This window comes from Ruegeria sp. E8, from assembly GCF_056533985.1.
The window spans coordinates 1-16,158 of sequence record NZ_JBQFOY010000032.1 but is presented as its reverse complement, the minus strand read 5'-3'; the positions used below and the strand labels follow the sequence as shown (position 1 = coordinate 16,158).

At 56.4% G+C, this 16,158-nt stretch carries 16 protein-coding genes; 2 read left to right on the top strand and 14 right to left on the bottom strand.

The genetic code is table 11. From position 1 onward, the window contains the following. Position 1 precedes the first annotated feature (1 nt). Together ACR0LF_RS22565 and ACR0LF_RS22560 are read left to right on the top strand one after the other, a co-directional pair. The gene (locus tag ACR0LF_RS22565; RefSeq protein WP_170609291.1) at positions 2-2,359 is read left to right on the top strand and encodes an amidase; all 2,358 of its coding nucleotides are present in this window, start codon (positions 2-4) and stop codon (positions 2,357-2,359) included. A 12-nt stretch (positions 2,360-2,371) separates the two neighbouring features. Beyond that, entirely contained in the window at positions 2,372-4,120 is a 1,749-nt protein-coding gene (locus ACR0LF_RS22560; RefSeq protein ID WP_170609292.1) for an AMP-binding protein, read from the top strand. A gap of 253 nt (positions 4,121-4,373) precedes the next feature. Here the strand turns inward: ACR0LF_RS22560 and ACR0LF_RS22555 are convergent, their stop codons facing one another. The 14 genes from ACR0LF_RS22555 to ACR0LF_RS22490 form a co-directional block, all read right to left on the bottom strand. Next, positions 4,374-6,266 (bottom strand): type IV secretory system conjugative DNA transfer family protein, encoded by a 1,893-nt coding sequence (locus ACR0LF_RS22555; RefSeq protein ID WP_170609293.1) that lies wholly within the window; start codon positions 6,264-6,266, stop codon positions 4,374-4,376. Then, on the bottom strand, positions 6,259-6,417 hold the full coding sequence (locus ACR0LF_RS22550) for a hypothetical protein (protein WP_170609294.1): 159 nt from the start codon (positions 6,415-6,417) through the stop codon (positions 6,259-6,261). Before ACR0LF_RS22550 ends, ACR0LF_RS22555 begins: the two co-directional genes overlap by 8 nt. 12 nt (positions 6,418-6,429) lie before the next feature. Continuing rightward, positions 6,430-7,443, bottom strand: a complete 1,014-nt coding sequence (locus tag ACR0LF_RS22545) for an ATPase, T2SS/T4P/T4SS family (protein ID WP_170609295.1) — start codon at positions 7,441-7,443, stop codon at positions 6,430-6,432. Between the two features lie 205 nt (positions 7,444-7,648). Continuing rightward, positions 7,649-8,482, bottom strand: coding sequence for a TraB/TrbI/VirB10 family type IV secretion system protein (locus ACR0LF_RS22540; protein WP_170609296.1), 834 nt, complete (start codon positions 8,480-8,482; stop codon positions 7,649-7,651). A gap of 11 nt (positions 8,483-8,493) precedes the next feature. Continuing rightward, the gene (locus ACR0LF_RS22535; RefSeq protein WP_170609297.1) at positions 8,494-9,174 is read right to left on the bottom strand and encodes a hypothetical protein; all 681 of its coding nucleotides are present in this window, start codon (positions 9,172-9,174) and stop codon (positions 8,494-8,496) included. Continuing rightward, the gene (locus ACR0LF_RS22530) at positions 9,174-9,989 is read right to left on the bottom strand and encodes a TrbG/VirB9 family P-type conjugative transfer protein (protein ID WP_170609298.1); all 816 of its coding nucleotides are present in this window, start codon (positions 9,987-9,989) and stop codon (positions 9,174-9,176) included. The genes ACR0LF_RS22535 and ACR0LF_RS22530 overlap by 1 nt, the downstream gene beginning before the upstream one ends. Continuing rightward, complete coding sequence (locus ACR0LF_RS22525; protein ID WP_170609299.1) at positions 9,989-10,633, bottom strand: VirB8 family type IV secretion system protein; 645 nt, start codon at positions 10,631-10,633, stop codon at positions 9,989-9,991. Before ACR0LF_RS22525 ends, ACR0LF_RS22530 begins: the two co-directional genes overlap by 1 nt. Positions 10,634-10,650: 17 nt before the next feature. Continuing rightward, positions 10,651-11,715, bottom strand: a complete 1,065-nt coding sequence (locus ACR0LF_RS22520; protein WP_170609300.1) for a TrbL/VirB6 family protein — start codon at positions 11,713-11,715, stop codon at positions 10,651-10,653. After that, entirely contained in the window at positions 11,712-12,212 is a 501-nt protein-coding gene (locus ACR0LF_RS22515) for a hypothetical protein (protein WP_170609301.1), read from the bottom strand. Before ACR0LF_RS22515 ends, ACR0LF_RS22520 begins: the two co-directional genes overlap by 4 nt. After that, on the bottom strand, positions 12,209-12,955 hold the full coding sequence (locus ACR0LF_RS22510) for a type IV secretion system protein (RefSeq protein WP_170609302.1): 747 nt from the start codon (positions 12,953-12,955) through the stop codon (positions 12,209-12,211). The genes ACR0LF_RS22515 and ACR0LF_RS22510 overlap by 4 nt, the downstream gene beginning before the upstream one ends. Beyond that, complete coding sequence (locus tag ACR0LF_RS22505; protein WP_480582405.1) at positions 12,955-13,089, bottom strand: hypothetical protein; 135 nt, start codon at positions 13,087-13,089, stop codon at positions 12,955-12,957. Before ACR0LF_RS22505 ends, ACR0LF_RS22510 begins: the two co-directional genes overlap by 1 nt. Beyond that, positions 13,086-15,452: a VirB4 family type IV secretion/conjugal transfer ATPase gene (locus ACR0LF_RS22500; protein ID WP_480582403.1), complete on the bottom strand. Its 2,367-nt coding sequence runs from the start codon at positions 15,450-15,452 to the stop codon at positions 13,086-13,088. The genes ACR0LF_RS22505 and ACR0LF_RS22500 overlap by 4 nt, the downstream gene beginning before the upstream one ends. Then, positions 15,445-15,723: a VirB3 family type IV secretion system protein gene (locus tag ACR0LF_RS22495; RefSeq protein WP_170609304.1), complete on the bottom strand. Its 279-nt coding sequence runs from the start codon at positions 15,721-15,723 to the stop codon at positions 15,445-15,447. The genes ACR0LF_RS22500 and ACR0LF_RS22495 overlap by 8 nt, the downstream gene beginning before the upstream one ends. Before the next feature lie 3 nt (positions 15,724-15,726). Then, a complete protein-coding gene (locus tag ACR0LF_RS22490) occupies positions 15,727-16,023 on the bottom strand; it encodes a hypothetical protein (RefSeq protein WP_480856481.1) in 297 nt (98 codons plus the stop codon). Positions 16,024-16,158: the final 135 nt, after the last annotated feature.

Sequence of the window (16,158 nt, the reverse complement as noted above, 5' to 3'; positions counted from 1 at the left end):
GATGAATGACGACGTGACAAACATCCTCGAAATCAAAGGAATCTCGGGCGGGTATGGCAAAGTGCCGATTCTGCACGGGATTGAGTTTGCGGTTGCCGAAAACGAGGTTGTCGGCATTCTTGGCCATAACGGCATGGGCAAGACCACCTTGCTGAAAACGCTCATGGGGTTTCTGCCCGCAGGGTCCGGGACGATCAGGTTTCATTCAACCGACATTACCGGAATGTCTCCGTTTGAGCGGGCCGGCTTGGGGCTGGGCTATGTACCGCAGGGGCGCGGGATATTTCCGCAACTGTCGGTGCGCGATAATCTGCGGTTTGCCTGGCATGAATACGCTGGTGCCACTGAAAGCGATGTCATGGAAGCCGTACTGGCGGATTTCCCGCGCCTGCGCCCGCTACTTGATCGTGAGGGTGGCGCGCTGTCTGGCGGTGAACAACAATTGCTGGCGCTTGCCCGTTGCCTGATGGGCGACCCCGATTTCCTGCTTCTCGATGAACCGACCGAGGGAATCCAGCCCTCGATCATCGAGGAAATGGGTGAAACGCTGCTGGCCCTGCGTGAAAGCCGGGGGCTTTCCATTCTGCTGGTCGAGCAAAATTTCGATTTCATCTCTGACCTCTCAGACCGGGTTCTTGTTCTTGAACGTGGCCGCATCACCGGCGAACTCAGCAAATCCGACCTGTCCGATCAGGCCAAGGTTAATCAATTTTTGGGCTTTGGCGCGGCCCGTTCGACTCGAGGGCAGGCCAGCGCAGGTCCGGCGACCCCGCCAGTATCCACAACCCAAACCAAATCTCAGGCAGTCACCGAGACTCAACCGGCTGCCGCAAGCGTGGTGACGAACATGACCGTAAAACGACCAACACTTTCGCAGATGCGTGACATGGCCAGCCGGTTTGGAATGAACCTGTCCGATGAAGATCTGAACGAATACCGCGAGATCATCGAGCCATACATGCAGGCCTATGATCGGCTGGATGCGATGCCCGACTACCTGCCTGAGGTCCGCTATCCACGCAGCCCTGGCCAATTCCCGAACCCGTCCGAAAATCCACTGAACGCATGGTACGTGAAAACCGAAGTGCGGGGCGCACCGGATGGCAAATTGCGTGGCAAGCGCATCGCGCTGAAGGACACGATTTGTCTGGCGGGCGTGCCGATGATGAATGGCTCGTCCATCATGGAAGGCTATACGCCGGAGATCGACGCCACTATCGTGACTCGAATGCTGGATGCCGGGGCAATCATCACCGGTAAGGCACATTGCGAAAACTTCTGCCTTTCGGGAGGATCGCACACCAATGCCAAGGGACCAATTCATAACCCTTGGAAGCGTGGTTACATGGCGGGCGGCTCGTCTGGTGGATCGGCAGCGCTAGTAGCCGCGGGTGAAGTAGACATGGCCATCGCAGGGGATCAGGGTGGTTCGGTTCGTATCCCCTCGTCAAACTGCGGCGTATACGGAATGAAGCCCACCCATGGGCTTGTCCCGTACACGGGCGCAATGCCAATCGAACAGACCATCGACCACCTCGGACCAGTGACAAACACCGTGGCCGACAATGCGTTGCTGCTTGAAGTGCTGGCTGGAGAAGACGGCCTTGATCCGCGCCAGTACAAGCCCACAGTCTATTCTTATACCGAAGCACTGGGACGCGGTGCGCACGGGATGCGGATCGGCGTGTTGAAGGAAGGTTTCAGTCACGCAAATTCCGAAGCCGATGTCGATGCAAAAGTCATGCAGGCCGCAGAGCGCTTTCGCGAACTGGGTGCGCGGGTGGAAGAGGTTTCCATCCCCGAACACTACACCGCTATGGATGCGTGGACCGCGATTACACTTGAGGGACTTCAGGACGGCATGATGTGGGGCAATTCAACGGGCACTAATTACCGTGGCCTCTTCCTGCCCTCGATGACTGACCACATGGCACAATGGCAAGGTCGCGCGGACGAGCTGAGTCATTCACTAAAAGCCTGCATGTTCGTGGGCGAGCATTTTCAGCGGCAATATCGCGGGCGCTTCTACGGCAAGGGCCAGAACATTATGCGGCTGTGCAATGAACGCTACATGGCCGCGCTGAAACAGTATGATTTGCTGCTGATGCCGACATTGCCGATCAAACCGCAACCACATCCACCCGCCGACTGCTCGCTCAGTCTCTACGTACAGCGTGCCTTCGAAATGGTCCCAAACACCGCGCCCTTCAACGGTGGATTGCCCGCTATGAGCATTCCCTGTGGCCTGAGCGAAGGCCTTCCAATTGGCATGATGCTGGTCGGGCCGCACTACGGTGAGATGAAAATCTATCAGGCTGCGGATGCCTTTGAGCAATCGGGCGACTGGCGCAACATGTAAGGGAGGATCGACATGTCAATCCTGAGCGAAAGCCTGGCGGTTCGTTCGTCCGAATGGGACGTGCGCACTGAGGCAATCGATGAAGTTACAGCGCCTCAAGACGGCAAATCCTATGTTTGCGGCCCCTCAACCCCGCCGTTGGCCTATATTACCATTCCCCAGCTTCTGCGCGATGCCGTTTCGCGATTTGGCCCCCGAGAGGCCGCTGTGTTCCATGAACAGGGCATACGGATGAGCTACTACGATCTGGACCGCGCCGTCGATGAGCTGGCCTCCGGGTTGCTTGCGCTTGGTCTGAAAAAAGGCGATCGGGTCGGGATCTGGTCACCCAATCGTATCGAATGGGTGCTCACGCAGTTTGCAACCGCTCGGGTCGGACTTGTTCTGGTCAATATCAACCCGGCCTATCGTTTGGGTGAGTTGGAATACGCCCTCAACAAAGTTGGCTGCAAGGCCCTGATTGCGGCCAAAGCTTTCAAATCGTCCGATTACGCAGGCATGATCCGCAATCTCGCCCCTGAGCTTGAAGAGTGCGAACCGGGACGTCTGCGTGCAGCCAAACTGCCGCATCTGCGCAGCGTTATCCTCATGGACGATCAACCGGGTCCTGGTGCGTATTCCTTTGAAACGCTTCGGACACTTGGCGGCCCGGCGCAGCTACTTCGAATCCCGGAGATCGACAAGATACTCGACCCGGATGATGCCATCAACATTCAGTTCACCTCTGGCACGACGGGGATGCCCAAAGGGGCTATGCTTTCGCATTATAACATCGTCAACAATGCGCGGTACGTGACCGATCGTATTGGTCTATCCGAGACGGACCGGTTGGCGATTCCGGTGCCCCTCTATCACTGTTTCGGCATGGTCATGGGTGTACTCGGCGCCGTCAGCAAAGGGGCAACCATGATCTTCCCCGGCGAAGGTTTTGATGCGGCACAGACACTTGATACGCTGGCGAAAGAGCGATGCACGGCCCTTTACGGTGTGCCAACAATGTTTGTCGCGATGCTCGAAAACCTCGAAAGTAATCCGCGTGATCTGTCCAACATGCGAACCGGCATCATGGCCGGGGCGCCTTGCCCGGTTGAGGTCATGCAGCGTGTGAACACGGACATGAACATGAAGGAGGTCACGATCTGCTACGGGATGACGGAAACCTCGCCTGTGTCCTTCCAGAGTTTCGTGAACGATCCCACCGACAAACGATGTGAAACCGTCGGTCGCGTTCATCCCCACCTTGAAGTGAAGATCGTCGATCAGGAGGGGCAAATTGTGCCCGTTGGCACGCAAGGCGAGCTCTGCACCCGTGGGTATTCGGTCATGAAGGGGTATTGGGAGGACACTGAAAAGACCTCCGAGAGCATCGTTGATGGTTGGATGCACACCGGCGATCTCGCCGTGTTCGACCAGGATGGCTTTTGCTCGGTTGTGGGACGAGTAAAGGATATGATTATCCGCGGCGGAGAAAACATCTATCCTCGCGAGATCGAGGAATACCTGATGCGGCACCCAAAGGTCAGCAATGTTCAGGTCTTCGGCATTCCTGATGAGAAGTTCGGCGAAGAAGTTTGCGCCTGGGTAATTGCCAAGCCTGACGTGGACCTGTCCGAAGACGAGCTTCGCGATGCGCTAAACGGGCAGATCGCGCACTTCAAAGTACCGCGTTACATCCGCGTTGTTGAAGAGCTTCCAATGACGATCACTGGAAAACCTCAGAAGTTCGTGATGCGGGACATGATGGTGGAGATGCTTGGATAGCAGTCATTCGCCCAACAGGCAGCATCGGTTAGTTTGGGCTCTTTTCCCCTCGTCGCCGCGGCCTGCACGAACGGCTGCAATCCGGCTCAGACTCGACAGGTTTTTTGGGCCGTCGAGACGAGCGTCTGAAAAACTGGGGAAACCGAGCCATGAACTGCAAGGATCTAATTTGAGGTGGCCTTTCTTGCGCAGTTCACAATTGCGTGGCTAATCACCGTGTTTTCACACGCGGATTACCGAAACAGCACCCCCGTCAAGCGGAGGCGCTACTTTCCGGCCGTTTGGCTCTCATTTTCTCCATCGCCATATCCTTCGCTGACCGGCTTTTCCGCTTTGCGACCGTGCGCTGCGCATCAAATGCCGCCTGAAGTTCCTGATCTTTTTCCGAAACCTCTTTCACCGGGGCAGGGGCCGGTTTCGCTTCAGCCAGCGCCTTTGCTGTGTCCCTGGCTTGCTCTGCAGCCAGATCGAGGTGTGTGCCTTGGATCTTCGGACTTTCGCCACCCAAGAACTGCATGAAATAAGGATCTTCGAAGTATCGGATCTTGTTTGCAATGACCGGCATCTTGCCCTCGCGGATCAGCACAACCTCATTCTCCGGCAATCGGCCAACGTGTTCCGGCCGGAGCAGGCGAATGCCCTCCTCGCGTTCCGATATGCTGCCCATTTCCATTTTTCCGAGCGCCCGAGACTTCGACTTGCTCACAACTGTTTTGTCACCGATGGATCTGGACACGTGCTCGCGCACCTCTGAATCTTCGGACGCCGCAAACATCTGTGTACCCGCGTTTGCCAGCATTGCCCGCACGCCTTCATGCCCATAGATGTCCTGCAGGCGCGACAGCGTTTGCGAAATCACCACGAGCCGACCACCGAACGATCGCATGGTGTCATACGCTTCAACGACGCGCTCAAGATGGCCGAGGCGCTGAAACTCATCGAGCAGCATCAAAACCTTGAACGGCTCATCCTCACCCGGTTCGTGGGTTTCGATGGTGTTCACCAGATCGAGGAAGAACAGGCGAATGAGCGTCCGGAACTCTTTGACCTTCTTCCCTGGCACAGAAAAGTAGATCGAGGTGGGGCGCCGACGCAGATCTTCGAAGTTGATGTCATTGCCCTGCGTGGCTCTTGCCACAGAGGGGTTGCGCCAGAGCTGCAGGCCGGAGTTCAGCATAACCGAAATCGTTGATCGCAAGATTTTGGATTCTTCGGCTGCAAGATTCAGGAACTCATCTGCAGCTCGCGCATATCCAACTTCTTCAGCCATTTTCTCATAGTCCTTTTGCTTGGTCGTTTTGACCAGGCGCAGGACTTCGGAAATGTATGGCCGCTTTCTTTTGATCGCCAACATCGCCATTGCGCAGAACATGCCTTCGACACCACCCATAAAGCCCTGTGCGGACGAGCTGGGCGTGTCGAACATCTGGGTTGCAACCTGAATCACTTCTTCCCATCGCCGGTCCAGATTGTCGGCACGTGCTGCGCGGCGCAGAGGGTTGTAGCTGTGGCTTTTGTCGGGGTTCTCGGGATCGAACACGAAAACCTCGTCGCCCATTGCTGCCCGACGCGCACCCGTGGTCTGGAAAATCTCACCCTTGATGTCCAGGACGACGCATGAACCATTGAAACGCAGGACATTCGGGATCACAAAGCCGCTGGTTTTGCCCGAACCAGACGGGGCAATGAACATCGCGTGCGGCTTTTGGACACCGGGGCCGGGCTTATAGTAGATCGCGTTTTTGTCCTTTGGCTCACCAAATTTGGCAAACACGATTTCACTATCCAATTGGTCTTTGAGCTTCAGCACCGAAGCATAGCCCTCCTGGACGAGCTGAGGGGCTTTTGCAAAAGTCGCATCACCGTATTTCGTTGAGGGACCACGCAGCGCAGCCGCCACGAATGCAAAGGTCAAAACCCCCACCGCGACCACCGCCACCAGACCCATTATCTGCTGCGTTTCTGCAGGCTGTGCCATGAACTTCTCTGGGATCGCCCAGATGTCCAGCCCGCGAAAGCCTCTGGTGTTGATGTATTCGAGAGCCAGCCCGACCACCAACACCGCGCAAGCCGAGGTAGCGATAAAGCCCATAGTACCGGCTATCGCTACCTTCTTGCCTTTGGGTAGATCCTGAAACTCAGCCATCGACCAGCTCGCGTTTGAAGAAGCACACGATGCCAAACTCAGCAGGTACGACGCCGACCATTTCCCAACCGTCTTGCCCGAGCTTCGCAAACTTCTCGCCTGCATTTTCCTCTACCCGCATCAAGACATTACGATACTCAAATTTTTTCATTCTATTTCTCCTTCAGATAAGTTGATCAGCGGCCATCAGGGGTGGAAAGATCACTCCGTTGACCTTCCGTTCGTCACCGATTTTCTTCATGTGAACGATCATGTGAATGGTGGCCCGGATGTCATCGACCACTTCTGACTTTTGAACGGTCGGAGATCCGCGACGCACCATTTTACTCATCCGTCCAATGGCATCTACGGGCGAATTTGCGTGCATGGTGCAGACAGATCCATCGTGGCCGGTGTTCACCAGTTCCAGGAACATATTCGCGTCGTCGCCCCGGATTTCACCGCAGACGAGGCGGTCAGGCCGGAGGCGAAGCGCCGATTCCAGTAGCTTTGTTGGTGATCGAGGGCCATCTTCTTCGGAACGGTCGGCAAGCAGATCGACAGAATTGGGTTGCTCGATGTCCAACTCGGCCACTTCTTCAATCGTCACGATCCGTTCGCCCGGATCGACGCGCTTCAGCATCGCATTGAGAACAGTGGTTTTGCCAGACGAGGTGCCCCCAGCAATAATCACGTTCCACTTACTTTGCATCGAGACGTCCGCCAGCTCGTCAAAGCTCATCGTGCCCGCTGCGAGAGCAGCACGGGCATTTTCGAGCGCACTGTGATCGTTGCTTTCCGCCAATGTGGCCTCTTTGCTGGCGAAGCTGAACGCACCTAGATCAACAGTTTTCACGCGGAGCAGGCGGATCGCCACGGACCCCACGCCGGTTGTTGCTGGCGGAATCACGACCTGCACCCGCGCTTTGCCCTGCTGTGTTGGCACATTGGCCGTCGCAATGGGTTTCTTTTCTCCGAATGTCACATCGCTGAAACCGGCCACGCAGCGCCCGATGTTTTCTACATCGTTTCTGTTCAGAGTGATGTCTGTCCTGGTCATGTGCGTTGTGCCCATTTCTTCGACCCAGACCGATCCGTCAGGATTCACAGAAATTTCGCTCAGGCTTTCATCGTGCAACAGATGCTCGATCTTGCCTGTATAGTATTCCAGAAGGCTATTACCGTTCCGCCCGCTCATGTTCTTGTCCTTGGCAGAGCACTTCTTGGAACACTGGAGGTTGCCTTCGCTGCCTCTCGGCTTTGCCTCGAACGCGAACGCACCCACACAAGATTCATTGATTCCAAAAAGTGCTGAATTTGCTTCAAAAAAGGCCGCTACCGCACTCGATCATGCTGGCAGCGGCCGGAAAGACCGCTGAGGCGGTCGGCTCATTGGCTCGCGCTCAGAAGCTATCGAACACAACGTCGCGCTGCAGGATCGCGTTGATACGACTGCCCTGATCGACAAAGATTGTCGGCGTAATGCGCAGGTATTCGTCAAGCGCCGCCGCCGTGGCGTTCTGCAGGTTTGAACCCACTTGCGTTGCCAGATCAGTGCGAACCGAGTTGTTGCTATCGCTGTCAGACACCAGTGCCACAGGGGCAATGCCGATGATGGACAACAACGCAGCAGTGCCGAACCGCTTCCCAAAGTGTGTGTTCACCCTGCCGGTCGCACCAGCCCGGCCTTGACCGTCCGTGCCAGCGGAACCGATTTGAGCGGAAAGGCCATCCGGCGTGATGACGCGGCTCCAAACAATCATGATGCGCGTTTGCGCCAATGTCGTATCCGCTCGATACTCGCCATAGAGCTTCGATCCGCGCGGCAGAAGCAAACGCGTGCCGTCCATCGAGTAGACGCCACGTGTGATTGTCGCCACGACGCTACCGGGCAACTCCGAGCTGACCGCGCCACCGAACACAGCCGACAAGACCGTGCCTTGCGTTAAGGTGCGCGACGGATCGTCAATGATCGAGGCCCCGACGATGGGGGGATATTCTTCGACCAGATTGTTTTGCCATGTCGTGTTTTGGTTTTCCTGATAGCCGCGCTGTTCTTCAGGCAGACGGGTGTCACCTGGCTGGACTTGAACCGGCTGCGGGTCAGGGGGGTAAGGCTGGAAGATCACTGGCTGCGATCCACTGTTAATCGGCTCATAGTTTTGCCCGGTGCCATCCTGCGCAATCGCGCTTGACGCCAACGTGACCAGGGCGAAGGTAAGTACTGTTCTGTTCATCGTCAGCTCCATCAGTTTCTACGAAGTGGGTTTTCATCGAACACAATGCCGTCCGACTGGTTCTGCCGCTGGCGCATCTTCTTCAGTTCTTCGAGTCTGCGCCGCTCGTCATCGGTCAGACCTTGCGCCTGAAGGTGGCTTACGCTGGCAAGTGCCTGGGCCTCCGCATCTGCGATGGCCTGGGCAAGTTCCGTCTGGAACTTCTTCTCTCGCTCATCATATCTGACCTGTAGGCGTTCGTTGGTCAGGGTCAGCGTTGCAATTTCACCGTCTTTTTCGGACAGCGAAACCTTGGCATCCGTCAGCTCGTCTTGCAGAACGGAAATTCGGCCATTCTGTTGCTCGATTGTTTTCAGGGCTTGTTTCAGCCCTTCGGAATCGACCTGTGGCACAGCTGCCGGTGTCGCTACTGCTATTGTCTCAGGCAAGGCTTCGGGTTCTGGCTCATCGACCTGCGGGCCTCGCGCTGTCAAAAGCCCGTAACGCTCACCGCCACTCTGTTGCAGAGCGTCAACGCGAACGCCTGTGTTTGAGCTTTTGTTTTCATCGCCCAATACAAACCAAGCGAAACCCACGAAAAACGCCCCACCTACGGCAACGACAAAGAGCTTCTTAGGGTCGAACTTCTTCCGGACACGTTGCGACGGCTGTTCAGCCGCCGCCCGTGCTGCAATTGTCTGATCGCGGTTCATTACTTGCTGCCCCCCAGTTTAACTGTATGTGAAGTAACGGGCCTACCGCTCACGCTTGCCTGCTGAAACTCGTCGCCATCGTTTCGAACACAGATTGAAGTGTCTTCGATGCGGAGAGTCCAAAGATCGGAAAGGCCCTGCACTTGGATAATGCCGCGCTCTTTGACTGTGGTGTTCACCATCAGCTCACGTCCATCAGGCAGGACACGGAAGATACCCGGCAGCTCCGCATCCTGTGGGATCTGCATATAGGTGTGTACGCCATCATCCCAAACGGCGGTGGGCGCAAAGTCCGCTTTGCCCGAGCGCGAATAGTTTTGGTTGACGAACCGGCCTGTTGGTTTCGGCTCGCTGCGTGCCACCGTGCCGCGGCGCGTTGTGGTCCCGCCGCTGTTGTTCTTGTTATAGAACGTGACCCGAAACGGTACTCGTTTACGTTCGGCGGCGCTCTCGGCCGGAACCAGATAGAAGTTGTATGTCCCGCGATTGGTCAGGACGGTCAGGTTTGAATCCGAGTTCAGGATTTCCGGCTTGAACGCAATAACGCGACCTTCCTGCAGGCGGGTGATCTGAAAACTTTCGGTGTCGCCCGCACCAATGCTGCGGACGGTTTCGCCCTGCGGAAAGTGAACATAGGTAATCAGGCGTTCACCCACAGGGATGCGGTACACTTGGTTCTCGACATAATGGAAATGCGTGATGCGGTGATCCGCGTTCTTTCCGTCTGGTGTCGGTGTGATTTCAGCGAGCAGAGGCGTAGAAAGTACCAAAACTGCTGCGGCGGTGGCGGTGAGTGTTTTGAACCAACGCTGCATCAGATGTCTCCCATTGCGTCTACGCGGTAGTTGGTGACGACGAAGCCGAACGGATTTTCCAAAAGCTCATCCATCGACGTCACGATTTTTTCCTCAAACCGGTAGGTCACTGTGACCACGTAGCGGGCTGTCGCTTTTGCTTGGTTTGGCACGATCAGGGACTTGCGGATCTCGACCTGGACCGTTTCATTGTTGACCGGCGACACGCCCAGAACCTCGGTCTGCACCTTTGTCTTGGGCGTATAGATTTCGTCCGGATGGTTGTCGTTCGACCCATCCCACAGTTCGCGGTAAGACGTTTCGGCCAGCTCATCAGAACGACGCAGTACCGATTTCAGGCGCTCGTTGTTGTCCTGGACATCATAGGTTTCCCGGTCGCGCACATAATTTGCGACTTCACGGAAGGCCATCGCCTCAGAAGGTTCCAGTTCTTCGACCTTTTCAGTCAGCAGCACCGGGAGCTTTGTGTCCGGATCAATGGAGAATGGCACCGCGCGGATTTCCTTCAGGGGAAGGAGCATCGCCCAGCCGATCATAGAGGCCACGCCCATTGCCATGCCGACCATGCCGAATACCTGCCATTTGAAGGCATCGCGGCGTGCTCCCAAAAAGAGTTCTTTTTCGTGATCTGTCACGTGTGACATTTGCTCTGTTCCTCGGATTAAGATGATTTTTGTTGCGGTTTTTCTCGGGCAGCTCGAATGCTCTGCCGGTAACGGTCAGCGGCGTAGCTCTGGCGCGCTGCCCCATCCTGATTGCGGGCTCTGTGGGCTATGTCCCGACGCGCTTGCATCGCGCGCGAGGCGCTATCGCGAATCCCGGTCCCGTCACGAGCTGCGGAAGCCATCGCGGCGGCGGTTTTGCCCCCGGCAACAGCACCGCGCGCGCCATCGCTGGCAGTGCCCAATGCACTTCTTGCGGCTGCAACAGCGCCGGTTGCCACAGCAAGACCGGAGGATGCCGAAACTATCGCTCCAGACATGCCGCCAGCGAGTGACGGGATCTGGGTGAGCATGACGATAGCGACGATGCAGATTGCAAGGAAACGTCCGCTGGCTTCCATGTCATTGACATCAGACAACGAGCCAAGTTCAGAAGCGAACAGGGTTTGGATCAGCGAGACAATTCCGGTCAACACCACAATCACCATGACGAGGCCAACAGTCGTTTTCGCCCATGCAGCGAAGATGTTTGCTGTTGCCGAACTGAGCAGCGTTGCGATGAACACAGGCGCTAGTCCGAGTAAAACCGCCATGCCGCCTTTGGCGATGAGTGCCATGCCAGTACCAAAGGCCACGATAATGGCCCCGACGACCCACAAGATTGCGCCAGTGATGCTTAAGCCCCATGTGGCGTTCTCGATAGCAGTTTGCCCCATCAAGAAGCACTGAAGTGCGATCTTATCCAGTGCTTGCCACACATTTGTGCTTCCGGTGAGAGCCCCGGCAATGCTGTCCGGCAGGGTTTGAACGCCTTGATAGATCGGTTGAAAAAAGGACCAGCTTGAAGCCATGCCGATGATGATCGTCGCCCGAATGATCCAGCCGACATATCCACCGAACCCGATTTCTCTGATCTGAAGTACAATGTTGATCAGCATCATCACAAAGATTAGCGCAGCGATGGCCCAGAGGGCGGATGCGAGATCCGCCGCCAGGCTGGTGTATGCTTGCTGAGAAAAGTTGCTGATTGCTGTTTCAATCGAGCTGACGAAATCCTGAATCACGGCCCACAAGCCTCCTCAATTACAGGGCGCAGCGCTTCCAATCGTTCTTGCTGCGTTTCTTTGAGTGAATTGAGTTCGCTGGATGGCTTCGACCAGAAATCGTCCTGGTCCGCGCCCGCCAACTCGATTGCAGCTTCGCGGCTAAGGTTGCCGAGCGGGCATTCAGTGCTGAATGCTTCGTCGGCTTTGCGCAGGCGGCATTGCTCAATGGCTGATTCATGTGCCGCGATGATTTGTTCGTTCAGAATGGCGTCCGTCCAATTGCCGACGACATACTGTTTGTCCGCGCCCTGACCAGCGTTTTCCAGTTGCTCAACCCCGTACTCTTTCAAGGGTTTTTTGAACGCTCGGACGCCCGAGTAGCCAAGACAGGCCCGATATTCTCCAAAGGTCCAGTCTACTTCCGGTTCAAAAAAGTAACTGACTTCCGCCAATGCAGTCGTCGCCAACACAGTGGTTGCGATCAAGGATGCCGATATAGCGAAGCGTATTTTCATTGCGAAGTTCCTCTTGCGTAATTGCTAAGCGTGGTCAGGTCCGCTGCGGTTGCAGCCAGATCCGTGCCCGACGCCAGAGCATTAGCTGAGGTTGCGCGCAAGATTTCAATTTCAACTTGCAGGAGTTTCAGGAGAACCGCCGTGTTGTAGTCGATGGCATCCTTCAGATCTTCCTGCTGGCCGATTTCACCACGCAGTTTTTCCGCATCCTCGGCCAACTGACCAGCCATGTCGTAGCCCTGTTCACCCAGAGCGGACACCACCAAACCCGCTCCGCCACGCTCAGACAGAATGCGCCGTGCCGGTACGTCTGAAGCGCTGAACTCTTTCAGAATGCCATTGTTCAGCCCCAGGCTGATTGACCGGCGTTCCATCGCCAACCCTGCCACGCCCGGAAGATCGCCGATCGTGTCTTCGGTCGCGTTCAAAGCGTATCCGAGCGTGTCCGCCGCTGAAGCCAGTTTCAGGAAGCTGCGGCTGTTGAACTCGTCCAGATCCGTCAGACCAGAAATGGCCTTGAACGAGTTCTCCAGCATAGCGCGTTGCTGTTCCAGCTTTTCATACTGTTGCAACAATTGCTCATACTGGCGAACCATTTCAGCAACTTCCCGAGCGGAGTTGGCAGCGTCCTGTGTAATGGCTGTAGCATCCACGACCGGCACACCCTGGGCCAACGCCGCGACGGGCAGGGCGGCCCAAACGGCGACAGCCACAGTGGTGCGGAATTTCTTCAGGGTGTTCATCAGACAAGCTCCAAATCAGTGGGGGTCATGCGCTCAAAGTCGCAGGCGCATTTGCTGCGATAGCCCGAATAGGTGTTGGTGCAGGCCGAGACAGCGGCCAGAACAACGAGGGCAATGACAAGGCGAGATTTCATGTGATTTCCTTCCAGAAGTTGGGGTTTTTTCGCCAGTCAGGATCAGGGAACGATTTTCCGTCTGATCCGCTCAGAACACGAAGAAGCGGGCCGAGGGCGCCGACATCGACATCGAGCCAAACACTCTCATCACCCTTTTTAATGAGCATTACGCGGTCGCCAAAATGCGCCCTCAGCGCGCCAAGCTCTGAATCGTTCAATCCGATTGCCCGGTAATCCGCTTCATTGCCGGATCGAGAGGGGAACAAGAGCTGTGTGCTGGTGTTTTCCAGGATCGACTTGCTCGCCGCCGACGACAGGATGTGGTCGGGGATCTGCGTCATCATCATCATGACGACGTTCAGCTTCCGATACGTGGTATAAGCGTTCTTGAGGATTTCCGCGCCGTAGGCGTTGCCTGCAATCACCCAGGCTTCATCAATCACAAAGACAGTGGGCACCTTCGTGGCGCACCGGCGCTCGATCTGGCGCATGACGTAGCTGATCCATGCCAGCCGCACCAATTCGTCATCCAGAACCTCGGAAATGTCGAACACAAGATGCCTGTCGCCAGACGCAAACGGATCTGAACCACCTTCGCCAAACATCCAGGACAACCGCCCGTCGCCCGCCCATTCACTGGCCCGCTTGAACAGGTTCTTGTCGTCATCAAAGGCTCGGAACCGATCCACCAGTGAATCGAAGTTCTGAAGCTGTGGGGGCAGGGTCGCGTTGGCTTGGCAGGCTTGAGTGATTTCGTCTTTCTGTTCGGCGGTCAGCTTTTCGTCATAGCTCAACAGGGCAATGACCCAATTGGCGAGCCAGCTTTGACCCGCCTCATCCGTTTCCGTTTGAAACGGGTTCATGCCAGTGGGTTCGCCCACCCGGACGCGGGTGTACTGTGCGCCGAGCGCCCGCATCGGAGCTTCCATTGCCCGGTCTTTGTCAAAAGCGATGATCCGCGCGCCCTGTGCCACCGCCATTGTCGCTAGCAGCATCGCGATCACAGTTTTACCCGATCCGTTCGGCCCCAGAACGATTGTGTGGCCGGAGGGCAGGTTTTCAGCGTCTTTACTGGTCTTGGGAAGGTGCAGCGAAACATCGTAGCTGTCCCCATGCGTTGTCGGGAAAGTCGCCAATGGCCCCGGCCAGGGCAGCTTTTCAGCATCTAACCCTTTGGGGCGCATGTGGAACGCAACCATGTCTGCAAAGTTCTGATCTGTGATCAGTTCTTCTCGGGCGCGGAACGCGAAATTGCCGGGGTGCTGCGCGAAGTACACCGCACGGGTCGACATCGCTTCGCGTTTGACCGTGCCGCCCGAAATCTGGATTTCACCGATGATGTGCTTTTCGGCGGTTTTCAGATCTTCCTCTGTCCCGAACACGCAGATCGACAGATGGTGCTTGCCGAGTGACATGGTGCCGGAGGCAATGCCGTCCGCCAGAATAGACAAGTCCTCTTCCAGCGACTTTGCTTTGTCACCAGCCGAGCGCATCTGACCCGATTTGCGGCGTTCCATTTCTTGCGCCTGCGAACGGCTGATCGGCAGGAAAGATTGCGAAATTACGACATCAACCGGCAGGTCCAGACCGTCGAAAATACCGGGGAAAGACGCCATCGGGTAATTCTTCAGGGAATAGACACGGATGGCGCGTTCCTGATCGTCGCCCGTGACCAGTTTGCAGGTCTTGCCCTGAAACAGCACGTCCTCTTGCGGCATGTTGAAGGCAATCGGTTCTGCAATGTTCGTGTGAATGATCGGCTGATAGCGCCCGTTCAGCAGCATTCCATAATAGCCGAGCCATCGCCCCTCGCTGAGCTTCAACCGGCTAACGCGGGCCTCGCCCAGCGTGCCCGCCAGTGTGGTGAACACACCGTCGAGCTGTTCCATCATTTCGCGGCGTTCCTCGTCTATCGTTCCAGACGACATGCCGAAGATCTGTTTTGCGCGCTCATCCTGGCGCTTTTGCAGAATGGCGCTGATGATGATCTTGCGTTCTTTCAGCTCTGCATTGACGGACGCCGAGCGCATGGCCTGCGCCACTGCACCGGCAAAGCCGGTTGGATCTGTGATGACATGACCAGTATCAGCCGGGACGGTCAGTCGATGAACATAAAATGCCACCTCATTGGGTGTTGTGCGCAACACACGCTCAAACCGTTCGGCCAGGAACTCGAACTCGTTTTCGTCCAGCGTGTTTGCGTTGATTCCGGTGATTTCTGCAGCGGCGATAAGGCCGCCGTTGCGTGTGGAAATAACCTCGTCGTCCACGACATAGCCATATGGCAACATCTGAAAAAGGCTCATTTCATCCTTGCGCCAGCTCGGCTCGACCAACGAGCGGGCAAGGGTCCACATGCCTCGGGCAGCAGGCTTAGGCACTGTAGTAATCTCCCCCGCGATGCTGGCGGTTTTTGGTGCGCGGAGTTTTGGAAAGGGTTACGGACAGAACGCGGAAGAAAGCCGGTTCCCATTCGTAGAAGAGGCGAAGCCCGGTGTAGAAAACAAAACCCGCAATGATTGCTGGCGCTATCCCGAACATGAAGAACGACAGCATGGTCATCCCGAGGATCACCAGCAGATAGATCACGGGTAGGCCGCCCCATTCTGCGGGGCGGTTCAGGCCGCGAAAGACCGTGTTACGGCGCGGCATCAATCAGGCTCCGATGAACGTATCGGCGAGGCCAATGACGGCACCAACTACGATTGCGACCACCGGTCCCTTCAGCGAACCCCAACCGAACACATAGGCGAGACAGCCCCAGATGAAGCCGACAGCGGCAAGGCTGACGCCAACGACCTTCGAGTCGGCCAGTGTCTCGTTGATGAAATCGCCAATGGCATCCTGCAACCAGCCAGCGGAGGCCGGTGCTGCGCTGACGATGGTCATTGTCAGCGCAAAGAATGCCACTTGTTGGATGAAGTGGTGCCGTTTCATGGGGGGTCTTTTCATAGTTCTTTACTCACTTTGCTTAGGATGATCCGCACGTAGTCGCGGGTTTCGGTGAACGGGGGGATGCCGCCATACTGGACGACGCGATGGGGACCGGCGTTGTAGGCGGCAAACGCCAGCCTCCAGGTTCCGAAC